Origin of the sequence: Nocardia sp. NPDC059180, assembly GCF_042754945.1 — a bacterium.
Taxonomy (GTDB): domain Bacteria; phylum Actinomycetota; class Actinomycetes; order Mycobacteriales; family Mycobacteriaceae; genus Nocardia.
This window is the reverse complement of record NZ_JBHZBU010000002.1, coordinates 541,978-560,444: the sequence shown is the minus strand read 5'-3', so window position 1 is coordinate 560,444 and position 18,467 is coordinate 541,978. Positions and strand designations below refer to the sequence as shown.

Sequence of the window (18,467 nt, the reverse complement as noted above, 5' to 3'; positions counted from 1 at the left end):
CCCACTACGTGTGCGAAGTTCGTACCGGCGGTCGCGTGCAGACCACGTAGGCTTTGTCGGGTGGGATCGCTGCTCGTCCTGTGGGATGTGGACAACACGATGATCGCCAACGGTGGTGTATCGAAGGACACATACGCCGGGGCGTTCGAGTTACTGACTGGAGTGCGGCCTGAGAGCCGGCCTCGCACTGGTGGGAGCACTGACGCGCTGATCATGCGCGATCTGGCTGACCGCCACGGGGTGGCGCTCACAGAGGATGCGGAAAGGATCTTCAACGCGTTGGAACGATCGCTGCTGGCTCGCCGAGCCGATCTCGCGGCCCGGGGGCGCGCACTACCAGGTGTTCGGGAAGCGTTGGAAGCCCTGGCTCAGGAGGGTGGAGTCATCCAGTCGGTGCTGACGGGGAACATCCGGCCTAATGGCTTCACGAAGCTCGACACGTTCGGCTTGGCCGGCCCGCCGTTGGATTGGGACATCGGAGCATTCGGCTCTGACGATCACATCCGCGCCAACCTGGTTGGCATCGCCCAAGGCCGCGCAGCGGAGAAGTACTTGGTGTCGTTCGCGCGGGGCAACACGGTGCTGATCGGCGATACGCCCAATGATGTACGAGCCGGACTCGATGGTGGAGCCAAAGTTGTCGGAGTTGCCACGGGCAGCGATCGCGCGGCGGTTCTCGCCGAGGCGGGGGCCGATGTGGTGCTCCCCAGTCTGGAGGATACTGCCGCGTTTCTGGCGGCGATCAAGCAGACGCTTGCGTCCTGAAGTTTGCAGCCGAGAACATCTTCCAGAATTGTGAATCTGTGACGGGTGAGGCGTCTTCCCATACTCGTTCGAAGCTGCGGACATACATATCGAAAAAGTCGCCGCCGTGGACACGCCGCAAGTGTAGGATCGGCGCCTTGTAGCCATAGGTGCCGTAGACATGCTGGTTGACCAGCATCTGATCGTCGTAGCGAAAGATCGAGTTGTAGAGGCACGTACGGTGTAGCCGGAACTCGACTCCGGGAACTCCCACCAAAGGGCTGTAGTACGTGAGTGCCATGCGGATACGTGCGGGTATCGCCTCGTACAGCCGCTCCTCCTCGCCTCGCAGCGACATCTCGGGTGAATCCGGATCGCCCAGAAGTATCCGTACACGGACGCCGTTCTCGGCATTGCGTCGAATCAAGTCGATGGATTCGGGATTCTGCTCAGGCAGAAAGAGGCTGGCGTTGGCGAACAGCCACAGTTCTGACTCGGTGTTCGACAGTAGATCCAGCCACAAGTGGCGCGGCGTGTCCGCCCGGTGTGGATACACGCCCACGATCTCTAACTGGGCGGCTGGCTTCGTACCCAGATCTAGCTCCGGCCAAAGGAAGCCGACCGAGACTCCCAACAGCTCGGCGGCTTTGCGGGCCGTGGCGCGACGTGGGACGACCCCCTTGGTGACCCAGCGATGGACGCTCTTAGGGTCGAGTTCGATCTGCTCGGCCAGTGCTTGATTGGTGAGCCCTGCATCCGCGATCGCGGTGCGCAGGCGTTCATTCGGAGCTGATCGCAATGACATCGCAAGCCCCCCTGGGACGTTCAGGACGTTGTATGGCCAGCCTAACGCCCTCGAACGTCCCCTGGACGTGGTTTCGAAGGTGTCGTCGTGAGCGAAATATCGCAGGTGTACGTCACTTGCTCGGGAAGGCTCTGATCGCAGGGCCACAAGAACGTTCCCGGCACGAGTGCATCCACCACCACGCGGCGGGAAGGCCTATGGAATCCACAACTCCCGGGGTGACAAAACCGACTGCATTCGGATGGATCGATTACGACGTGAGTACTGCCCCCGACTGGGACGCCGCGCAGATCCAACGGCTTGCTCGCCGCCTCGGGTATCCGGTCGTGTGGCCGTCTGAACTCTCAGTGCTACCGATAGCCGAGCAGGTGCGCAACGCGGGTGCGAAGCTGGTGATCCTGCCCGCGCCCGAGCATCTCGGACCGCTCGCACTGAACAGTGTGATGGAGTTTGCCGACGTGGAGGTGGTGTTGCCGCGTCTGTCGTTCGCGAGGTGGTCGACGGTCGGGGTCACGTGGTGAGCGGCTGGGAGATCGTCGGCCTCGCGGTCGCGGTCGGTTTGCCGCTTCTGGTGGTGGTTTTGGCCATCTGGTGGCCGGGTGGGGAATGAGAATCGTTCGAGGTCTCGATGGTCACTCTGGGTATAGACAAGGAGCCGGGCAACCGGTCGGTGCCATGACTGCCGCGGTTCCGGGGCGGGCAAAAATGCGGTCGAAGGTTACGCAGGCAGTGATCTAGCATCGCCCGGTGACGGATGCGGTGAATCGGCAGTGGCTGCTACGGCGGCGCCCGGAGGGCGCGGTGCGGGACGAGGACTTCGAGCTGGTGACCGGGCCCGTGCCGAGTCCGGGGGAGGTGGAAGCCCTGGTCAAGGTGCACTGGCTGGGTATCGACCCCACGCAGCGGGGCTGGCTCAATGAGGGCGCCAACTATATCGATGCCGTGCCGGCCGGTGCGGTGATGCGGGGTAGCGGTATCGGGGAGGTGGTCCGCTCGGACGATCCGCGGTATCCGGTTGGCAGTTGGGTTGCGGGGATGGTGGGGTGGCAGGACTACGTGGTGGCGTCTGCGGGCGGATTGTTCGGGCTGAACGTGATTCCCGACGGTGTGCCGCCGACACTCATGCTGAGCCTGTTCGGAGCACCCGGCCTGACCGCGTACTTCGGCATGACCGACATCGGCCGCCCCGAACCGGGGCAGACGGTGCTTGTATCGGCTGCGGCCGGTGTGACCGGGTCCATCGCGGGCCAGATCGCGAAGGCGTTGGACTGCACGGTCATCGGGGTTGCGGGCGGTCCGCGCAAATGCTCCTGGCTCACCGAACATGCGGGCCTGCATGCCGCCATCGATTACACGAACGACGATATCGACGCCCGTCTGGCCCGCTTGGCCCCCAACGGTGTGGACGTCTTCTTCGACGGCGTCGGCGGTCGCATCCTCGAACACGGTCTGGCGCACCTGGCGCCTCACGCTCGCGTCGTGCTGGCCGGAGCCATCTCGTCCGGTTATCAAGGTGCCGACCCGCCGTGTGGCCCACGGAACTACATGCGCCTGGCCCTCGACCGGGCGCGCATGGAGGGCTTCATCTTTCTCGATTATGTCGACCGTTTCCCGGAAGCGTTTGCCGCGTTGCGTCACTGGCACGACCAGGGGGCCATCACGATCGCCGAAACTGTGAGCAGTGGGCTGGAATCCGCGCCGAGCGCATTGCGTGCGGTATTCGAGGGCGGCAACCTCGGCAAGCAGCTGGTCCGCATCACGCAACCGTGACGTCAGTGTGGCAACCGGCGTGCCTCGTGCAACCGTGACGCCGGTGCGGCCATTGGCGTGCCTCGCGACGATTCGGTCCGCCGATTCCAGTGGCAATGGAAGCTCCTGGATCGAATGGCTCCATCCGAGTTGCCGGTGCGATCTGGTGGCCGGGTGGGAATCCCCGGGGCGGCAGCGCATCAGCGCGAAGCCGCCACCGGGGACAGGTCTAAAGAGCCACCTCAGCCGCGGGCGGCGGTGAGCCGCCACCCAGCAGCCCGAGTGCGTTCCGACCAGAACGCCGCATAGCGCCCGTCGGCCGCGACCAGCTCGTCGTGCGTGCCGCGTTCCACGATGCCACCCTCATCGACGAAAAGAATCTGGTCGGCGTGGCGGATGGTGGGCAGGCGGTGGGCGACCACCAGTACGGTCTTGCCCTCGGTGAGTTCGCGGATACCGCGCACGACGGCGGCCTCGTTCTGCGGGTCCAGGGCGCTGGTCGCCTCGTCGAGTAGTACGACGGGCGCGTTCTTGAGCAGGGCCCGCGCGATCGAGATGCGTTGGCGCTCACCACCGGACAGCGCGGTGCCGCCCTCGCCGACGCGGGTGTCCCAGCCTTCGGGTAGCCGCGCGGCGATTTCGTCGACCCGCGCGGTGCGGGCCGCCTGGAGCACTTCCTCGTCGGTGGCTTCCGGCCGGCCGACGCGGATGTTGTCCATGACCGTCTGGTCGAACAGGTACACGTCCTGGAAGACGAGGGAGACCTGGTTCAGCAGCGTTTCGGAGGTCAGGTCGCGGACGTCGCGGTCGCCGAGCAGGATGCGGCCGCTGTCCGCGTCGTAGAACCGGGCGGCCAGTCGCAGCACCGTGGTCTTGCCCGCGCCGCTGGGTCCGACGATCGCGGTGGTCGTCCCGGCAGGTGCCTCGAACGACACGCCCTCCAGCACCGTGTCGTCGGATCGGTAGCCGAAGGTGACGTCGTCGAACCGGACACCGGCGTCGACCGGCTGCGCGGGCTCGGCCGGCTCGGCGACCACTGGGGTGTCGAGGAACTTGTTGATCTTGTTCACCGCGACCATCGCGCGGCGGATGGCGGTCGACAACTCGGCGGCCTGGTTGAGCGGCTCGACGAACCTGGAGCTCACGGCGATCAGCGCGATCGCGACCGGCACCGAGACATCGCCCGAGGTAGCCAGCGAGATCGCCAGCCACACCAGGGGAATGAACGTCAGCTGCACGACGAAAGCGAAGATCACCAGTCCGGGCACGGACGCCCAGATGGAGCGCGTGGTGGCGCGGCCCTGTTCGCGCAGCGCCGTCCGGAGCGCGTCGGTGCCTGCGTCGTCGGCGCCGAAAGCGCGCAGAACCGGCTGCGCCTGGGCGAATTCGATGACGCGGGAGTTGGCCTCGGCGGCGGCCTGATGCTGGCCCACGGTGGCGTGTGCGTAGAGCGACCCGCCCCACTTGTTCACGAAGTAGAGGACGGGTGCGCTCGCCACCATCGCCAGGGAGATCCGCCAGTCGACGAACAGCATGCCGACAGCGACCGTCATCGGGACCAGCACAGCGGTGACCAGTGGCGTGAGCAGATGCGCGAACACGCCCATCACCTCGCGGGTGCTGGAGGTGATCAAGCGTGAGGCCTGGCCCGAGGTGGACGGGCCGAACGCGCCGAGCGGCATGGCGCCCAGGTGATCGCCGAGCCGCATCTGCAAGTGGCGCATCAGCGCGACGCCGATGCGCAGGCCGATCTGAGCTTGCAGGAAGCTGGTGGCGGCGACCACCAGGTACGCGCCGACGATCCCGGCGAGCCACCAGGCCGCCCGATCGATGCGATCGGCGAAGACGTCCTCGAGCAGCGGCGCGAGCATGACGTAGGCGACGCCCTGTGCGATCGACAACACGATCAGCGCGGCGCCGTATCGGGGGAGCAGCGGCCGGTGCTCTTCGGGCACCAGGCGGGTGAGCTGGCGAATCATCGTGCGGCTCCCTCGATTTCGCCGAGATCGCGGACCGCGGCCTCGTTCGCGTCCCACAGCCCGCGGTAGGTTCCGGCCGCCGCGAGCAATTCCTCGTGTGTGCCCTGCTCGACCAGCTTGCCGTCCTCGAGGACGAGCAACTCGTCGACGCCGGTGATGGTGTGCAGGCGATGCGCGATTACCAGTACCGTGCGTCCGGCGACCAGCGTGGCCAGAGCATCCTGGATCGCTGCCTCCGATTCCGGATCGGCGAACGCGGTCGCCTCGTCCAGCACCAGGATCGGCGCGTCGGCGAGCAGTGCCCGGGCGATCGAGAGTCGTTGCGCCTCACCGCCGGACAATCGGGCGTCATCGCCGATCACGGAGTCGTAGCCACGCGGGAGCTCCAGGATGCGCTCGTGGATCTGCGCCGCGCGCGCGACGCGTTCGATCTCCTCCTCGCTCGCGTTCGGCCGCGCCAGCGCCAGGTTCGCGCGCACCGTGTCGTGGAGCAGGCGCACGTCCTGGAACACGAATGCCACGCGCCGGTACAGGTCTTCCTGCCGCATCGACCGGATGTCCTGGCCGTCGATGGTGATGCGCCCCCGCGTGACGTCGTGGAAGCGCGGCAGCAGTTTCGCCATGGTCGACTTGCCGGACCCACTCGGCCCGACCAGCGCGGTGATGGTGCCCGGGCGCAGCGTCGCCGTGACGCCCTTCAGGACATCGTGGCCTTCGTGGTAGCCGAACTGCACGTCCTCGAACCGGACTGTTCCCGGCTCCACGCCCGCCGCCTCGGCCGGGTCGATCTGCTCCAGCTCCGCAACCTGCAACTGCTCGTACAGTCGCAGGCACGCCGCGTCGGCCTGGCGCAGCGACTGTGCCGAGTAGCCGACCGTCAGCACCGTGGTGCCGAGTCCGAGGCCGAGCAGCAGGAACGGCAGCAAATCCAGCGCGGACATACCGCCCGAGACCAGCGGCAGGCCGACGGCGAGCACGACCACCATGAGGAACACCGGATTGAGCAGCAAGCTCGCCGACGCCTCGATCCGCGTCATCGGCGTCGCCCACGCCTTGAAGTAGTCGGTGAATCCCTCGACCGCGTCGCGGTAGCGGTGGTGGGCGCGGCGGGCCTGCCCGAACGCCCGGACCACCTGGATGCCGTCGACGAACTCGACCGTCGCCGACTCCGAGCGCTTCTCCCACTCGGTGTATTCGCGCATCTTCTCGTCGTAGTTGCGGCCCATCATCGCCCCGAGCGCCACCCCGTACAGGGCCAGTGGCGCCAGCAGGGCCAGCGCGAGCCGCCAGTCGACGAGGAACAGATAGCCAAGCGTCAGGATGGGCGTCACGATCGCCGCGGTGAACTCCATTTGCGCGTGGGCGACCAGGTAATGGATCGACTCCACGTCGTCCTGGAGGAGCTTCTTGACCTCACCCGAGGTGCGGGCCCCGAACCAGCCCAGTGGTACGCGCCGTAGTTTGTCGGCCAGCGACTGTCGCAGATGCAGCTGGTTGCCGGCGTCGATGACGTGGGTCCACAGCAGCGCGCCGGAGTACAGCATGCCGCGCAGGCCGAGCAGGATCAGCGCAACCAGCACCGGCTGCCACACGTCGGTGGTGTCACCGTCGAGGAGCCGCCGGGCGGCCTCGACGATCAGCACGAACGGCAGCACCGCGCACAGCGCGGAGACGAACACGATCGCGCTGGCGATCGCCAGGCGCCCGCGCACCGGCGCGAGTATCGCGTTGCGCGCCGCCTTTTCGGCTTGTTTGGCCTGCTTCGTGTCGGCGGCCGTCTCGGGACGGTCGCCGGTCAGGCTGTCTTCGGGCACAGAGGAACCCCTACGCATCGTTCGGGCGGGTAGTCACGCGCAGTCTATCCAGTTCGGCCGAATGCAGGAAAGCCTTGCCTAATGGAGGGGGCCGACTGTGATGCGCGGCACCTCCTGAGCGCTGTGCGGCGGTCGAGGTCCGGGCGGACGTCCCCTTCGTCCGGATCGGCACTGCTATGGTCGGTCGTCGGACACGGGGTGCTTCGCGACCGCGAGGCTGAGAACACACCCGGCGAACCTGTTCAGGTAATACTGACGAAGGGATGTCACGGCGGTGCACGCCCACACGACGAACACGGGTCGGTTCACCGACCAGCTCTGGGACCGGACGAAGGTCCTGCGGGTCGCGATCGACGACCTCGAATTCCTGCGCCGACTCGGTGACGGCACCTTGCCACCCGAGGTGTTCCGCACCTACATCGAACAGGATTCGCTGTACCTGACCGGGTACTCGAAGGCGCTGGCCATCCTGGCTTCGAAATCGCCCGATCCGCAGACCGCCGCGTTCTGGGCGAACTCGTCGGCCACCGCGGCCACCGTCGAATCCGCGATGCACAACGAGCTGCTCAGCAGCGCAGCGTTGCCGCCGCGGGAAGGTGAGCCGGAGCATTCGCCGACGTGTCTGGCGTACGTGTCCTACCTGATCGCGACCGCCGCGACGGAAACCTACGCGGTCGCCGCCGCGGCGGCGCTGCCCTGCTTCTGGATCTACGCCGAGGTCGGTCGCGACCTGGCCGAGAGCGCCGCGCAGGTGGTCGCCGCCGACCCGGACCACCCGTACGCGCGGTGGGTCACCACCTACGGCGCCGAGGACTTCCAGAAGTCCGCCGCCACGGCCCGCTCCATGGTCGACGCGGCCGCCGAGTCGGCGGGCGACGGTGAGCGGGAGGCGATGGCGGCCGCGTTCACCCTCGCCACGCGGTACGAATTGATGTTCTGGGACACCGCCCTGCATCCGCAGCCCTGGCCTGCCGGATGAACGCCCGCTTGCGCCGCGCCCTCGCGGTCGCAGTCACCGCTGTCGCCGTGCTTTCGGCGCTCACCGCGTGCGGGTCGGGTGGCGGCTCCGATGAGACGATTCGCTTCGCGCTGGATTGGACGCCGAACACCAACCACACCGGGCTCTATGTCGCGATGCAGCAGGGCTACTTCGCCGAAGCGGGCCTCGACGTGCAGATCCTGCCGTACAACAACACGGCCGTCGACACCGTGGTCGACGCCGGGAACGCGGAATTCGGTATCAGCACGCACAATTCGGCCACCTTCGCTCGCGCGGCCGGTGCGCGCACGAAGTCGGTGCTCGCACCATTACAGCACTGGGCGACGGGAATCGGTGTGCGCGCCGACCGCGCCGATATCGCGAGCCCGAAGGACCTGGACGGCAAGACCTACGCCGGCTTCGGTGACCCGGGCGAGAAGGAAGCGCTGCAACAGGTCATCCGGAACGACGGCGGCACCGGCGATTTCACGTCGGTGATGCTGGGATCGTCCGCCTACGAGGCGGTCTATTCCGGTAAGGCCGACTTCACCGTCTCCTATCTGGCGTGGGAGGGCATCGAGGCAGAACATCACGGCACGCCGATGAAGTACTTCCGCTACACCGATTTCGGCTTTCCCGACGCGTACGCCATCGTGATCGATGCCAACGAGGACTGGCTCGCCGCGAACCCGGATCGGGCGCGCAGCTTCGTGCAAGCGCTGCAACGCGGCTACCAGTTCGCCGCCGACAACCCCGACGCGGCGGCCAAGGACCTGATCGACGCCAATCCGGGCGCGTTCAACGACGAGGCGCTGGTCTTCGAAAGCCAGCGCATGCTGGCCGAGCAGTTCATGAAAGACGCCGCGGGCCGGGTGGGCGGCCAGACGCCGGAGCAGTGGGCGGCGAACTCCGGCTTCCTGTATCGGGGAGGTCTGCTGAACGGGCCCGACGGAACGCCGCTGTCTGAGGAGCCCGATTGGTCGAGCTATTTCACCAATGAGTACCTCACCAACCCGTGACATCGCGGTAGGCGAAACAGCTCGCCCGGGTGGAATCCGGTGGGCTGTCCCGTCGGTCGTGATGGTGGCCGTGCTGGTCGCCGTCTGGCAGATCTACGTCTCGACCAGCGGTATCCGCCCGCAGGTGCTGCCGTCGCCGATGCGGGTGGTGCGGCAGGGGTGGGCGCATCGAGACGAGATCGGCACGCACGCGGCGGCCACTGTGCAGGTGACGCTGATCGGGTTCGCGGTCTCGCTGACGCTGGCCTGGGTGCTGGCGATCGTCGTGGACTTCTCACCGTGGCTGCGGCGCGCGTTCGTGCCGTTGTTCGTCGCGTCGCAGACCTTGCCGATCGTCGCGATCGCACCGCTGATGATCATCTGGTTCGGGTTCGGTCTGCTGCCGAAGATCCTGGTGGTCTCGCTGGTGACCTTCTTCCCGATGGCGATCGGCCTGATCGAGGGATTCGCGGCGGCGGACCGGGAGGCAGGCGCGCTGTTGCGGAGCATGGGGGCCTCCCGGATTCAGGTGTTCCGGTATGTGCGGTTGCCCTCAGCGGTGCCGCGTTTCTTCACCGCCTTGCGTATCGGGATCACCTACGCGGTGGTGGGTGCGGTGTTCGCCGAGTACGTCGGTGCCAGTGCGGGGCTCGGCATCTACATGAGTTTGCAGAAGAATTCGTTCCGCACCGATTTGGTGCTGGCGGCGGTGCTGGTGACCGCGCTGTTGAGCATCGCGCTGTATCTGGCGACGTTCGTGATCGAACGACTGGTCGCGCCGTGGGCCCTCGCGGAGAGCAGGAGCGGCCGTGCTTGACGACGGGGACGACCGGCTCGTCGTCGACGGACTCAGGAAGTCGTTTTCGCGGCCCGGGCGGCGTAGCCCGGATCTCGCGGTGCTCGGCGGGGTCTCGTTCACGGTCCGGCCGGGCGAGTTCGTCAGCATCATCGGGCCGAGCGGGTGCGGCAAGAGCACCGTGTTCAACATGCTGGCCGGGCTCGAATCCCCCGACTCGGGCGGTGTCCACTTCCGCGCGACCGATGACGACAACCCGGCCTCGCACTGTGCTTATATGCCGCAGAAGGATCTGCTGTTCCCGTGGCGGACCATCCTCGACAACACCATCCTCGGTTTGCAGGTCCAGGGCGTTGCCAAGTCGCAGGCCCGCCGCCGCGCCCTCGAGCTGTTCCCGGTGTTCGGATTGACGGGGTTCGAGAACGCCCGGCCCGCCCAGCTGTCGGGCGGGATGCGGCAGCGGGCAGCGATGCTGCGCACGGTCGTCCAGGAACGTGACGTGCTGCTACTGGACGAACCTTTCGGCGCGCTCGACTCGTTGACACGTACCGAGATGCAGTCGTGGTTGCAGCAGGTGTGGCAGCGATACCGGTGGACGGTCCTGATGATCACCCACGATATTCGCGAGGCCGTCTACCTGTCGGACCGCGTGATCGTGCTGTCGGCGCGCCCCGCCACCGTGCGTCATGAGGTGCGTGTCGATCTTCCACGACCGCGGGACCTGACGACGATCACCGCGCCCGAATTCGTCGCGCTGGAGCAGGAACTGCTCGAGATCTTGCACGACGAGTCACGACGGGCGTCCCCCGAACAGTAGATCCGCACGGCGCTGTGCGCGGAAATCGGCTGTCCGGCGTGCATATCTGGCCGGTCGAGGTCGGCACCGGCCGGTGATGACGAGCGCTTGCCGCGGTGTCCGAGGTGGTGCGCGATGCTCAGCCGACGGATTCCAGCGCGAGCCCTCCGTGGATCGAATGGGCAAGGCGACGGCGGTTGGGGGAGTGCAGGGCAGTGGTGAGGTCGGTGCCGTCGTGTTCGGCGAGGAGGTCGCCGGCGTCCCAGACCAGTAGCGTGGCGCTCACCGTGTTCTCGGCCGTGGAGTGGGCGAGGTCGTAGTGGGCGCAGGCGGGGACGTGGGGGTAGGTGATCCACAGGTCGTAGCCGGTCATGAAGAGATCGAGGTCGAATTGGACGCTGAGGCCGAGCAATTCGCTGCGGCCGTTGTCGTCGACGCCGGCGAAGGCCTCGTCCAGGGCGAGTAGCCGTGGTGCCTGGGGGTCGGCGGAGTCGAGCATGACGTGGGCGGCAGCGAACAGTGGCAGGTGCAGGGAGACCGACTGCTCACCACCGGAGAGGGCGCTGTGGCGGGCGACGGTGAGCCGGTCCTCGGATCCGTCGCCGGAGATCAGCGTGAACGAGAACACCCGCCACGTGCGGTAATCCAAGGTCGCGGCGAGGATCTCAGGGTAGGAGCGTTCAGGGTGGGCGGCGCGGGCTGCGCGGATCTCGGCGGCGAAATGGGCTCGGATGGCCGCAAGGTCCTCAGCGCTCAATGCGGAGGTGTCACGGTCGAGCAGTTTGCACATCGAGCGTGCCGCATCGGACAACCCGTCGGCGAGCAGCCAGTGCACACCGATGGTGTTGCCCGAGGACATGCGCCGCTGCTCCATCTCCGTACTCATCCGGCTGATCAGTTCGCGGGCATCGCTGGTGCGTTCGTGGATCTGCTGGGCGAGACCGGTCAGCAGGGCGTCTTCGAGAATGCGGCGTTCGGCGTCGGTGAGCAGTAGTTCTTGGTCGCGTCTGGCTGCGTCGACACGGTGCGCGAAATCCGCGAGCGGGGCGACACCGTGGTCGTCGTGGACGCGCACCACTGTCAGCCCGTCGGCGGCGTCCCAGTGGACCCGGTAGTCGCGGCCGGATGCGGCGAGCGCGGCGTCGAACTCTTGGAGGGCGGTGGTCACCGCGCTTCGGGTCGACTTGCGGCCCGCTTCGCTCGCGCGCACCGATTCGGTCGCGGTGCGCAGTTCGGCGAAGAGTTCGGCCACCTCGTCGGGAAGCACTCGTGGCTCGGATTCCGGCCCGGCCGAGGCGATGCGGTACAGCAGCTGATCCGGCGTGGACCACGCGGCATCGCTACTGGGCCAGCGGCATTCGGTATTCGCACCCAGCAGTGCGAGCAGGTCCGGTTGTGCGTAGGGCGCCAGCGCGCGGACATCGGCGAGCACCTCTGTCAGCGCGGTACCCAGCGATTCGTGTGCGGTGCGGTAGGCGGCCTCGGCGTCGCCGACCGCTTCGATGGCGGTATTGGCGGCCTTGCGCGCGGCCTTCTGCTCGGCCCTGGCCGCTTCGATGCGTTCGCGTGCCTGCTCCAGGTCGCGATCGATATCGGCGGCGCTCGCACCTAGGGATTCGCGCAGCGTCTCCAGCTTGCGCGACTGTTCCTCGAACCCGGACTGCGCGGCCTCGGCCTCCTCGGCGAAGGCCTCGGCGAGGTCACGTGCCTCGGCGTGGCGGTCGCCTGCCTCGCGTTCCCGCTCACGATCGCGCTCGTGTTCGGCGCGCAGGCGCAGCAGGCCTGTGCCGGTGTTCTCGAAATGCCGGATCGCGGCGGCCAGGGCGTCGATCTCGCGCGGGTCGCGCGGCGTGCGGTGCGCGACGGCGGCAGTGCGCAGGGCCTTGTCCGCCGTCGACGTCTGTGCCACCGCCTGGTCGAGGTCGGCATCGGCTTGCGTCGCGGCCTCGGTTTTGGAGCGCAACATGCCCGCGCATTCGGAGACTGCGCGGAGTGCGGCGGTCACACCAGTGGGGCGAGGCAGCGCTTTGGCGGCGGCGCTTATTCGGGTGAGCTGCGCGGTGGCGGCTGCTTCGTCGTCGGTGGCGGCATGCTGTTCCGTGGTGGCCGCCTCGATGGCGAGATCCAGTTCGGCGACCCGCAGGTCGCGTCGGCGGGCGCGTGCGGTGGTGCCGATGAACTCGGCATGGGGCTTGCGGTGGCGGCCGAGCAATACACCGAGCCGGAAGTGGCCGGAGGCAGAAACGGTCGCGGTCTCGGCGGAAGCAGCCTGGGCCGACGACTCGGCACCCGCTAGATCGGTCCCTCGAACGCCACGGTCGTACGGGGTCGACCCGCCAGGCGCGTCGTCGGAACTCTGCTGCGCAGTAACCAGCCGGTCGGAGTGATCACCGGGCTCGGCGGTGCGCGACGCAGTGTCAGGGGCGGCAGCAGCAGTCGTCGGCGAATTGGTGCCCGCATCTCCCGCTGCGAGACTCGGTGCGCCACTGCCTTGCCCGGTCGAGCGGGCGCGCCCGCCCTCGCGGTCCAGACGTGCGGCACCAGTGAAGTCGTCGAGATCTGCGAGGCCCGATAAGACAGTGACATCATCCCAGCCATCGTCGCTGACTGCGATCGACGCCAGTACAGCAGCTACCTCCGCCCGAGGCACGGTCAGCTCATCGGAATCCTCCTCCACGATCAGCACATCGGCGAGGGTGCGGCCGACCGGGCGCGCATCGGCGGGCAGCGGGGTGAGGAAAGCCTCGGAGTCGTACTGGGCGGGGCGGTCGGCATCGGCGCAGACCCATGAGTCGAGTAGGCCCGCGGCGGCCAACGCCGATTCGATTCCTGCGGCGGTCTCGATAGGTACGTCGTCGGCGAAACGGACGAGCCGCCACAGCGGTGCGCCCGGCAAGCCGTCGCGAACGTCTGTCCGGGTGCATGAGGCCGGCGGTGCGTCGTCTCGTTGCGCGGCGACCCGGTCGCGTTCGGACCGGAGTTCGCGGATCTGATTGCCCGCGGCGGCAGCGCGTGCCTTCGCCTCCTGACGACGCGTGCGCAGCTCGTCGAGCAGCGGTTCGGCATGTTCGGCGAGGATTTCCGACAGGCCCGCGACCTCGTCGGCTCCGGTCTGGGCGAGTGCTGTGTCCAGCGCGTCGACGATGTCGTTCCCCTCGGCGGAGTACACCTCACGGTGCGCGCTCCACCACTGGCGCAGAGCCGAACTCGCCTCGGTGCGCGCCACCGCCACCGCTGCTTCGGCGCGGACGATCTCGGCGGTGGCCGCATCACGTGCCGTGCGTGCGCGATCGGCGAGCCGTTCGGCCCTGGTTCGCTCGGCCGACGCGGTGTCGAGCAGGCCGAGCGCATGCCGGACGGCGCGAACGTCGGCGTCGCGCTCTTCGGCGTGGCCGCGCACGGCGGTGGTCACCTGCTCGGCCCGCGACAGATCCGACAGCGGCGTCCAGGAGATCCCCGCCTCCTCCGCGGCCGCGCTCAGCTCGTCTTCGCCACGGGCGAGCGCCGAGGTGGTGGTGGCGACGGCCGCTGCGGCACGTTCGGCTTCCTGGGCACGCTGATCGAGGGTCTGCGCCGCTTTGACCGACTTGTCGCGATGCGCGCCCGCGGAGGTTTCCAATCGGCGGACGGCGTCGGCGAGGTCGTCGAGCTGCTGTTTGCCCTCGTAGGCGCTGGAACGCTGCAGGGTCTCCCGATCGGCGATGGACTGCTCGTAGGCGCGGTCAGCGTCGTCGGCGCGTGCCTCGGCCGCCGTGCGTTCGCCCTCGCGACGCTCGCGCAGCGCCGTCGCCGCGAACAACGCGGTCCCGGCATGGGTAACCGCGTCGAGGCGGGCGGCCACCTGCTCGACATCGGTCTTGGCCTGTACCGCAAGGTATTTCCGGTACACCGATACGAAATCCCTGGTCGCGGTGTCGGCCTGGACCAACCCCGACAGCGTGCGCCCGACCTCCTCCATATCGCTGAACGAGCGGGCGGCATCGGTGATCAGCTGATCGTCGAGCGGCCGCAAACCGTCGGTCAGCGCCTGTGACAGGCCGCGCGGATCGAGGTTCTTGGCCAGCTGCGGGCGGCGCAGTGTGAGGATCAGGTTGATGAGCTGGTCGTAGCGTTGAGTGCCGAGTCCAAACATGCGCGCGTCGATCGCGGTCCGGTACTCCACCGGCCGGTCGACGATGGCGTCCGAGCCGATCTGCTCGGCCAGCTGTTTGCGGGTGAACGGCCGGTCGTCCGGCCCGAGCAGGGAGAAGTCGACGCCGACGCGTCCGTCGGCGACGAAGTACCAGCGCGTCACCTTGTCCGCCGAACGTGTGGCCCGCATGCCGATACCAACGGTCACGACTTCCGGGTCGTCCCAGTCGCCGCGCGCGAACTCCATCCAGACGTAGGAGTACGCCGATTCCTGTTTGCGGTAGAGCAGATTCGACTTCATGGTGCGTTCTTCACCGGCGAACGGATTGAGCCGCCGCGGCTCGATCCGGCCGTCCAGCACGAACGGGAACAGCACCTCGAGAGCCTTGGTCTTGCCGGAACCGTTGGGCCCGCGCAGCACCAGCCTGCCGTCGGCGAAGCAGAACTCCTGATCGCGGTAGTCCCACAGGTTCACGATCCCCGCGCGGGTCGGCACGAACCGCACCCCGCCATGAATGAGCGACATCTACTCGGCTCCTTCCGTACCGGCCGTGTCCAGCACGGGTTCTCGGTGAAGTCGGTCTTCGGTGGGGGACGCGGCGGGGTCGACGGCGTCGTCGGGGGCGGGATCCGCAGATCGAGTGCTCGAGACAGCGTCGGCGGACGGGTAGGTCTCGGCGGCGGTGACGAACAACTCGGCGGACTTCTTCGCGCGCACCGTGACGACCGCGCCCCGATACCGTGCCAACGCGGGCAGTACCAGCAACCCGCCCGTCACTCGGGCGATGAGTCGGAGACGTTCCAGCAATGCGATGACCTCAGCCGTGAGGCCGGGCACGTCGGCCTGCCACTGGGCGGCGAAGGTGGCGCCGTAGCGGTCGGTGAGCGCGTGCACGGTTTCCTCGATCCACGCGGTGTCGAGGAAGGGGTAGTCGGGCTCCGGCACGTCTTCGGTGGGCGGCTCATCGGATTCGGTTGACGCCGCATCGAGTTCGCTCAGCGGCTCGAACACCGACGACTGCGGGATCGCCGCGTCGAGGTCGGCCGCGAGTGCGGAGGCGGGTTCGGTGGCCCCAGTGCGTCGGGCGATCGGATCGTCGATATCGAGGACCCGATCGGCGATCTCACCCGCCAGCAGCAAACCGACCTGGGCGAGCGTGCCGGTGCCGGGGAACCGGACATCGGACAACCGCCCGGACGTATCGATCAATGCCACACCCTCGGCGCGGCGTTCGGCGCGCAAGCCGGTGAACAGTTCGACCTCGGCGATGAGCCGATCCTGGGTCAGCAGCGGCAATTCGTCGGCCTCGAGGTCCGCGGCGTACACCACCGGCCGCTCGACCAGCGCCCGCCGCACGTGCCGCGCCGCCTCGGAATGGCGAGGCGATGCCGGGCCGGTGGCGGTGGGTTCACCGAGCAACCCGTGCACGCTGTGCAGGTGCTGCAACGCCCGCGGCGGCCGGAACAGCGCGAACACCACGGCGCGGTCGATGTCGTAGAGCGCCTCACCGGCGTTGGGGTCCGAGGCCCAACCGCTCGCATCGCCGTCGGCCAATGTCAGCGCCCCGCGGGTGGCCAGCCAGCCCACCGCGTCGACGAAGGCGTCACGGTCGGCGGCACGATCGGTGGCCAGGTCGAGCCCGTCGAGCTGCGCGGTGTACACAGCCACCTGGTCGGCGAGCTCGGACAGGGTGATCTGATCTCCGGCCCGGCCCAACGCGGCCAATGCGAGCGCCAGATACGCGTAGCGACGGCGGTCGAACACCCGGTCGGCGGACGTCCGCGCTGGCCTGCTCGCGTCCAACCGGTCCAGCACCGGGAACACCCTTGCCGTGGTCTCGGTGACCTCCAGCCGGTAACCGAAAAGCTCCGCCAGATCCTCGCGCAGCTCGGTGGCCCAGCGCCGCACCAGCGGCAGGGCGATGCGATCCGGGTAGGTACGGGTGACCAGATGGTTGGCCAGCACGACGCGGGCTGCGCGCTGATAGTTGTCCAGCGCGAGGGCGTCGATGCGTCCGCGTGTCATGGCGTGCCCCCTGTGCCGCCGGTCGCGGCCGTGCGAGTCGAAGCACGTGTCGTCTGCCGGACCTCGAGCTTGCGATTGTTCAGATGCAGCACACCCGCGGCCGTGCGGACCTCGGTGGAACCGGTATGCGCGGAGACGGTGAGCGTGACGCCGCTATCGGACCCGCTGGTGCCGCCGACTCGCCCGCTGACCGGCACCCACGCCGTCGAGGCGGCGTCGAGCAGCCGCAGCAGTACCTCGGTCTCCCGCACGTCGAGCACCCGTTCGTGCACATCGGAGCCAGCCAGTGATCGCGCCGCCGCCGCCCGCTCCCGCTGGGCCGCCAACTGGGTTTCCCGCAACCGCCGAATGCCCGCGTCGTTGCGGTGGATCCGGGCCGGTGCGCCGGCCGACGGTGGCCGCCCGGTTTCGGCGAGTGTTCGCGAGATCTCCAATGGCGGTGCCTCCCACCAGGTTCGGATCGCGGGCACGATATCGGCGTCGGGATGTTCGGTGGCCAGATGCCGCGGCCTGCCGAGCCCGAATACGGCATCGAAGAGCGCGTGCGCGCTGTCGGCGGTGGGCGCGGCGGTGAACCACGCCGCCAGATGCCGCAGTGCCGATTCGCGGCTGACACCGCCCTTGCGTGTCTCGGTCACCCGCCGCAACAGCGACAGCACCGCGGCGATCGCGCTCATGGTGGCCTCACGCAGCCGCTCGGCCTCGGTGCTCGCGCCCGCGGTGTCCTCCGGCGGCACGAACCAGGTGCGCAAACCATCCCAGCGTGCGCGCCAATCCGCCTGCCGCCGTGCCGGACTCAGCAATACCCGCTCATCACAACCCGCGGCGCGTTCGATCAGCTCGTCGATGCCGGTGTCTTCGACCGCGGTGATCGCGGCGGCCAGCCGTGGCGCGAACCGGGCCAGGTCGAGGCCGAATTCGCGCATATGCGCGAGCAGGGCGTCCTTGTGGGCGAGGAACGCTTCCGGGGTGATCTCGGTGGTGCGGACCAGATCGCCGAGCGACAGATAGAACTGTGCCGCGTGCCCGGCCATATCGGTCAGCGCGATATCGAGCCTGCGCAGGGTGCGATAGACCCGTTCGGCGTCGGCGCCGCGGTTGGCCTCGGCGAGGGTGTGCAGGTCGGCCAGCAGCTCCGGCAGCACCAGCCGGGGCAGCGACACATCGTCGAGCCGGGCTTCCAGTACACCCGCGACCGCGCGATAGGCCTGGAACCCGGCCTGAGCGAACTGGTAGACGAAATGCCGGTTGCGGTACTCGGCCAGGGTCGCCGCGCGGGAGCCGTCGTAGCTGCGTTCCAGCACACCCCAGCGATGCAGCTGATCGAGCAGCGGGCCGATCTCCGCGGCGGTCAGCCGGGCTAACGCGGCGGTGCCGGTGTCGGTGGCAGTGTTGTCGGCGGTGTCGATCCATGCGGCGACGTCATCGGCGTGCAGCAACACCACATAGCCTGCCCGCGCCCGATCGAAGGCGTCGAGAACGCGCAGGTAGTCGGCGCGCTTCTCGGCGGTGGCGAACGAGAACAGCCGAAGACGCTCGTCCCGGAACGCGGGTTCGGTGCTCGGGGAGCTGTCGGCGGAAGCGGTCACCGGGAACAGGGTAATAGCGGGCCGGTCGCTACCGGAACGATGAACCCCCGTTCGGCGTGGC

At 68.1% G+C, this 18,467-nt stretch carries 13 protein-coding genes and 1 riboswitch; of the genes, 7 read left to right on the top strand and 6 right to left on the bottom strand.

What is annotated here, in order from left to right:
* Positions 1–60: 60 nt before the first annotated feature.
* Positions 61–765 carry an HAD family hydrolase gene (locus tag ACFXNW_RS08570; RefSeq protein ID WP_379416997.1) on the top strand — a complete coding sequence of 235 codons (705 nt, stop codon included), beginning with the start codon at positions 61–63 and terminating at the stop codon, positions 763–765.
* Here ACFXNW_RS08570 and ACFXNW_RS08565 read toward each other — a convergent pair.
* Complete coding sequence (locus ACFXNW_RS08565; protein ID WP_379416996.1) at positions 743–1,549, bottom strand: XRE family transcriptional regulator; 807 nt, start codon at positions 1,547–1,549, stop codon at positions 743–745. The genes ACFXNW_RS08570 and ACFXNW_RS08565 overlap by 23 nt on opposite strands.
* A gap of 257 nt (positions 1,550–1,806) precedes the next feature.
* On the opposite strand from ACFXNW_RS08565, the gene ACFXNW_RS08560 reads away from it, so the two are divergent.
* A complete protein-coding gene (locus ACFXNW_RS08560; RefSeq protein WP_379416995.1) occupies positions 1,807–2,070 on the top strand; it encodes a hypothetical protein in 264 nt (87 codons plus the stop codon).
* A gap of 226 nt (positions 2,071–2,296) precedes the next feature.
* Positions 2,297–3,319 carry an NADP-dependent oxidoreductase gene (locus tag ACFXNW_RS08555; RefSeq protein WP_379416994.1) on the top strand — a complete coding sequence of 341 codons (1,023 nt, stop codon included), beginning with the start codon at positions 2,297–2,299 and terminating at the stop codon, positions 3,317–3,319.
* Between the two features lie 221 nt (positions 3,320–3,540).
* Here ACFXNW_RS08555 and ACFXNW_RS08550 read toward each other — a convergent pair whose 3' ends face one another.
* Both ACFXNW_RS08550 and ACFXNW_RS08545 read right to left on the bottom strand, forming a co-directional pair.
* Positions 3,541–5,277, bottom strand: a complete 1,737-nt coding sequence (locus ACFXNW_RS08550; protein ID WP_379416993.1) for an ABC transporter ATP-binding protein — start codon at positions 5,275–5,277, stop codon at positions 3,541–3,543.
* Complete coding sequence (locus ACFXNW_RS08545; protein ID WP_379416992.1) at positions 5,274–7,091, bottom strand: ABC transporter ATP-binding protein; 1,818 nt, start codon at positions 7,089–7,091, stop codon at positions 5,274–5,276. The genes ACFXNW_RS08550 and ACFXNW_RS08545 overlap by 4 nt, the downstream gene beginning before the upstream one ends.
* A 184-nt stretch (positions 7,092–7,275) precedes the next feature.
* Positions 7,276–7,372, top strand: a riboswitch (TPP riboswitch).
* Here ACFXNW_RS08545 and ACFXNW_RS08540 point away from each other — a divergent pair.
* The 4 genes from ACFXNW_RS08540 (at position 7,366) to ACFXNW_RS08525 (ending at position 10,681) form a co-directional block, all read left to right on the top strand.
* Positions 7,366–8,070 (top strand): TenA family protein, encoded by a 705-nt coding sequence (locus ACFXNW_RS08540; RefSeq protein ID WP_379416991.1) that lies wholly within the window; start codon positions 7,366–7,368, stop codon positions 8,068–8,070. (Overlaps the previous riboswitch by 7 nt.)
* Entirely contained in the window at positions 8,067–9,089 is a 1,023-nt protein-coding gene (locus ACFXNW_RS08535) for an ABC transporter substrate-binding protein (RefSeq protein WP_379416990.1), read from the top strand. The genes ACFXNW_RS08540 and ACFXNW_RS08535 overlap by 4 nt, the downstream gene beginning before the upstream one ends.
* A complete protein-coding gene (locus ACFXNW_RS08530; protein ID WP_379416989.1) occupies positions 9,067–9,885 on the top strand; it encodes an ABC transporter permease in 819 nt (272 codons plus the stop codon). Before ACFXNW_RS08535 ends, ACFXNW_RS08530 begins: the two co-directional genes overlap by 23 nt.
* Positions 9,878–10,681, top strand: a complete 804-nt coding sequence (locus ACFXNW_RS08525; RefSeq protein WP_379416988.1) for an ABC transporter ATP-binding protein — start codon at positions 9,878–9,880, stop codon at positions 10,679–10,681. The genes ACFXNW_RS08530 and ACFXNW_RS08525 overlap by 8 nt, the downstream gene beginning before the upstream one ends.
* Positions 10,682–10,799: 118 nt before the next feature.
* Here the strand turns inward: ACFXNW_RS08525 and ACFXNW_RS08520 are convergent, their stop codons facing one another.
* Genes ACFXNW_RS08520 through ACFXNW_RS08510 form a run of 3 tightly spaced genes read right to left on the bottom strand, consistent with a single transcriptional unit; the run spans position 10,800 to position 18,406 of the window.
* Positions 10,800–15,317 carry an SbcC/MukB-like Walker B domain-containing protein gene (locus ACFXNW_RS08520; RefSeq protein ID WP_379416987.1) on the bottom strand — a complete coding sequence of 1,506 codons (4,518 nt, stop codon included), beginning with the start codon at positions 15,315–15,317 and terminating at the stop codon, positions 10,800–10,802.
* Positions 15,318–16,817, bottom strand: coding sequence for a TIGR02678 family protein (locus tag ACFXNW_RS08515; protein WP_379416986.1), 1,500 nt, complete (start codon positions 16,815–16,817; stop codon positions 15,318–15,320). It abuts the gene before it with no gap.
* Positions 16,814–18,406: a TIGR02677 family protein gene (locus ACFXNW_RS08510; protein WP_379416985.1), complete on the bottom strand. Its 1,593-nt coding sequence runs from the start codon at positions 18,404–18,406 to the stop codon at positions 16,814–16,816. Before ACFXNW_RS08510 ends, ACFXNW_RS08515 begins: the two co-directional genes overlap by 4 nt.
* Positions 18,407–18,467 lie beyond the last annotated feature (61 nt).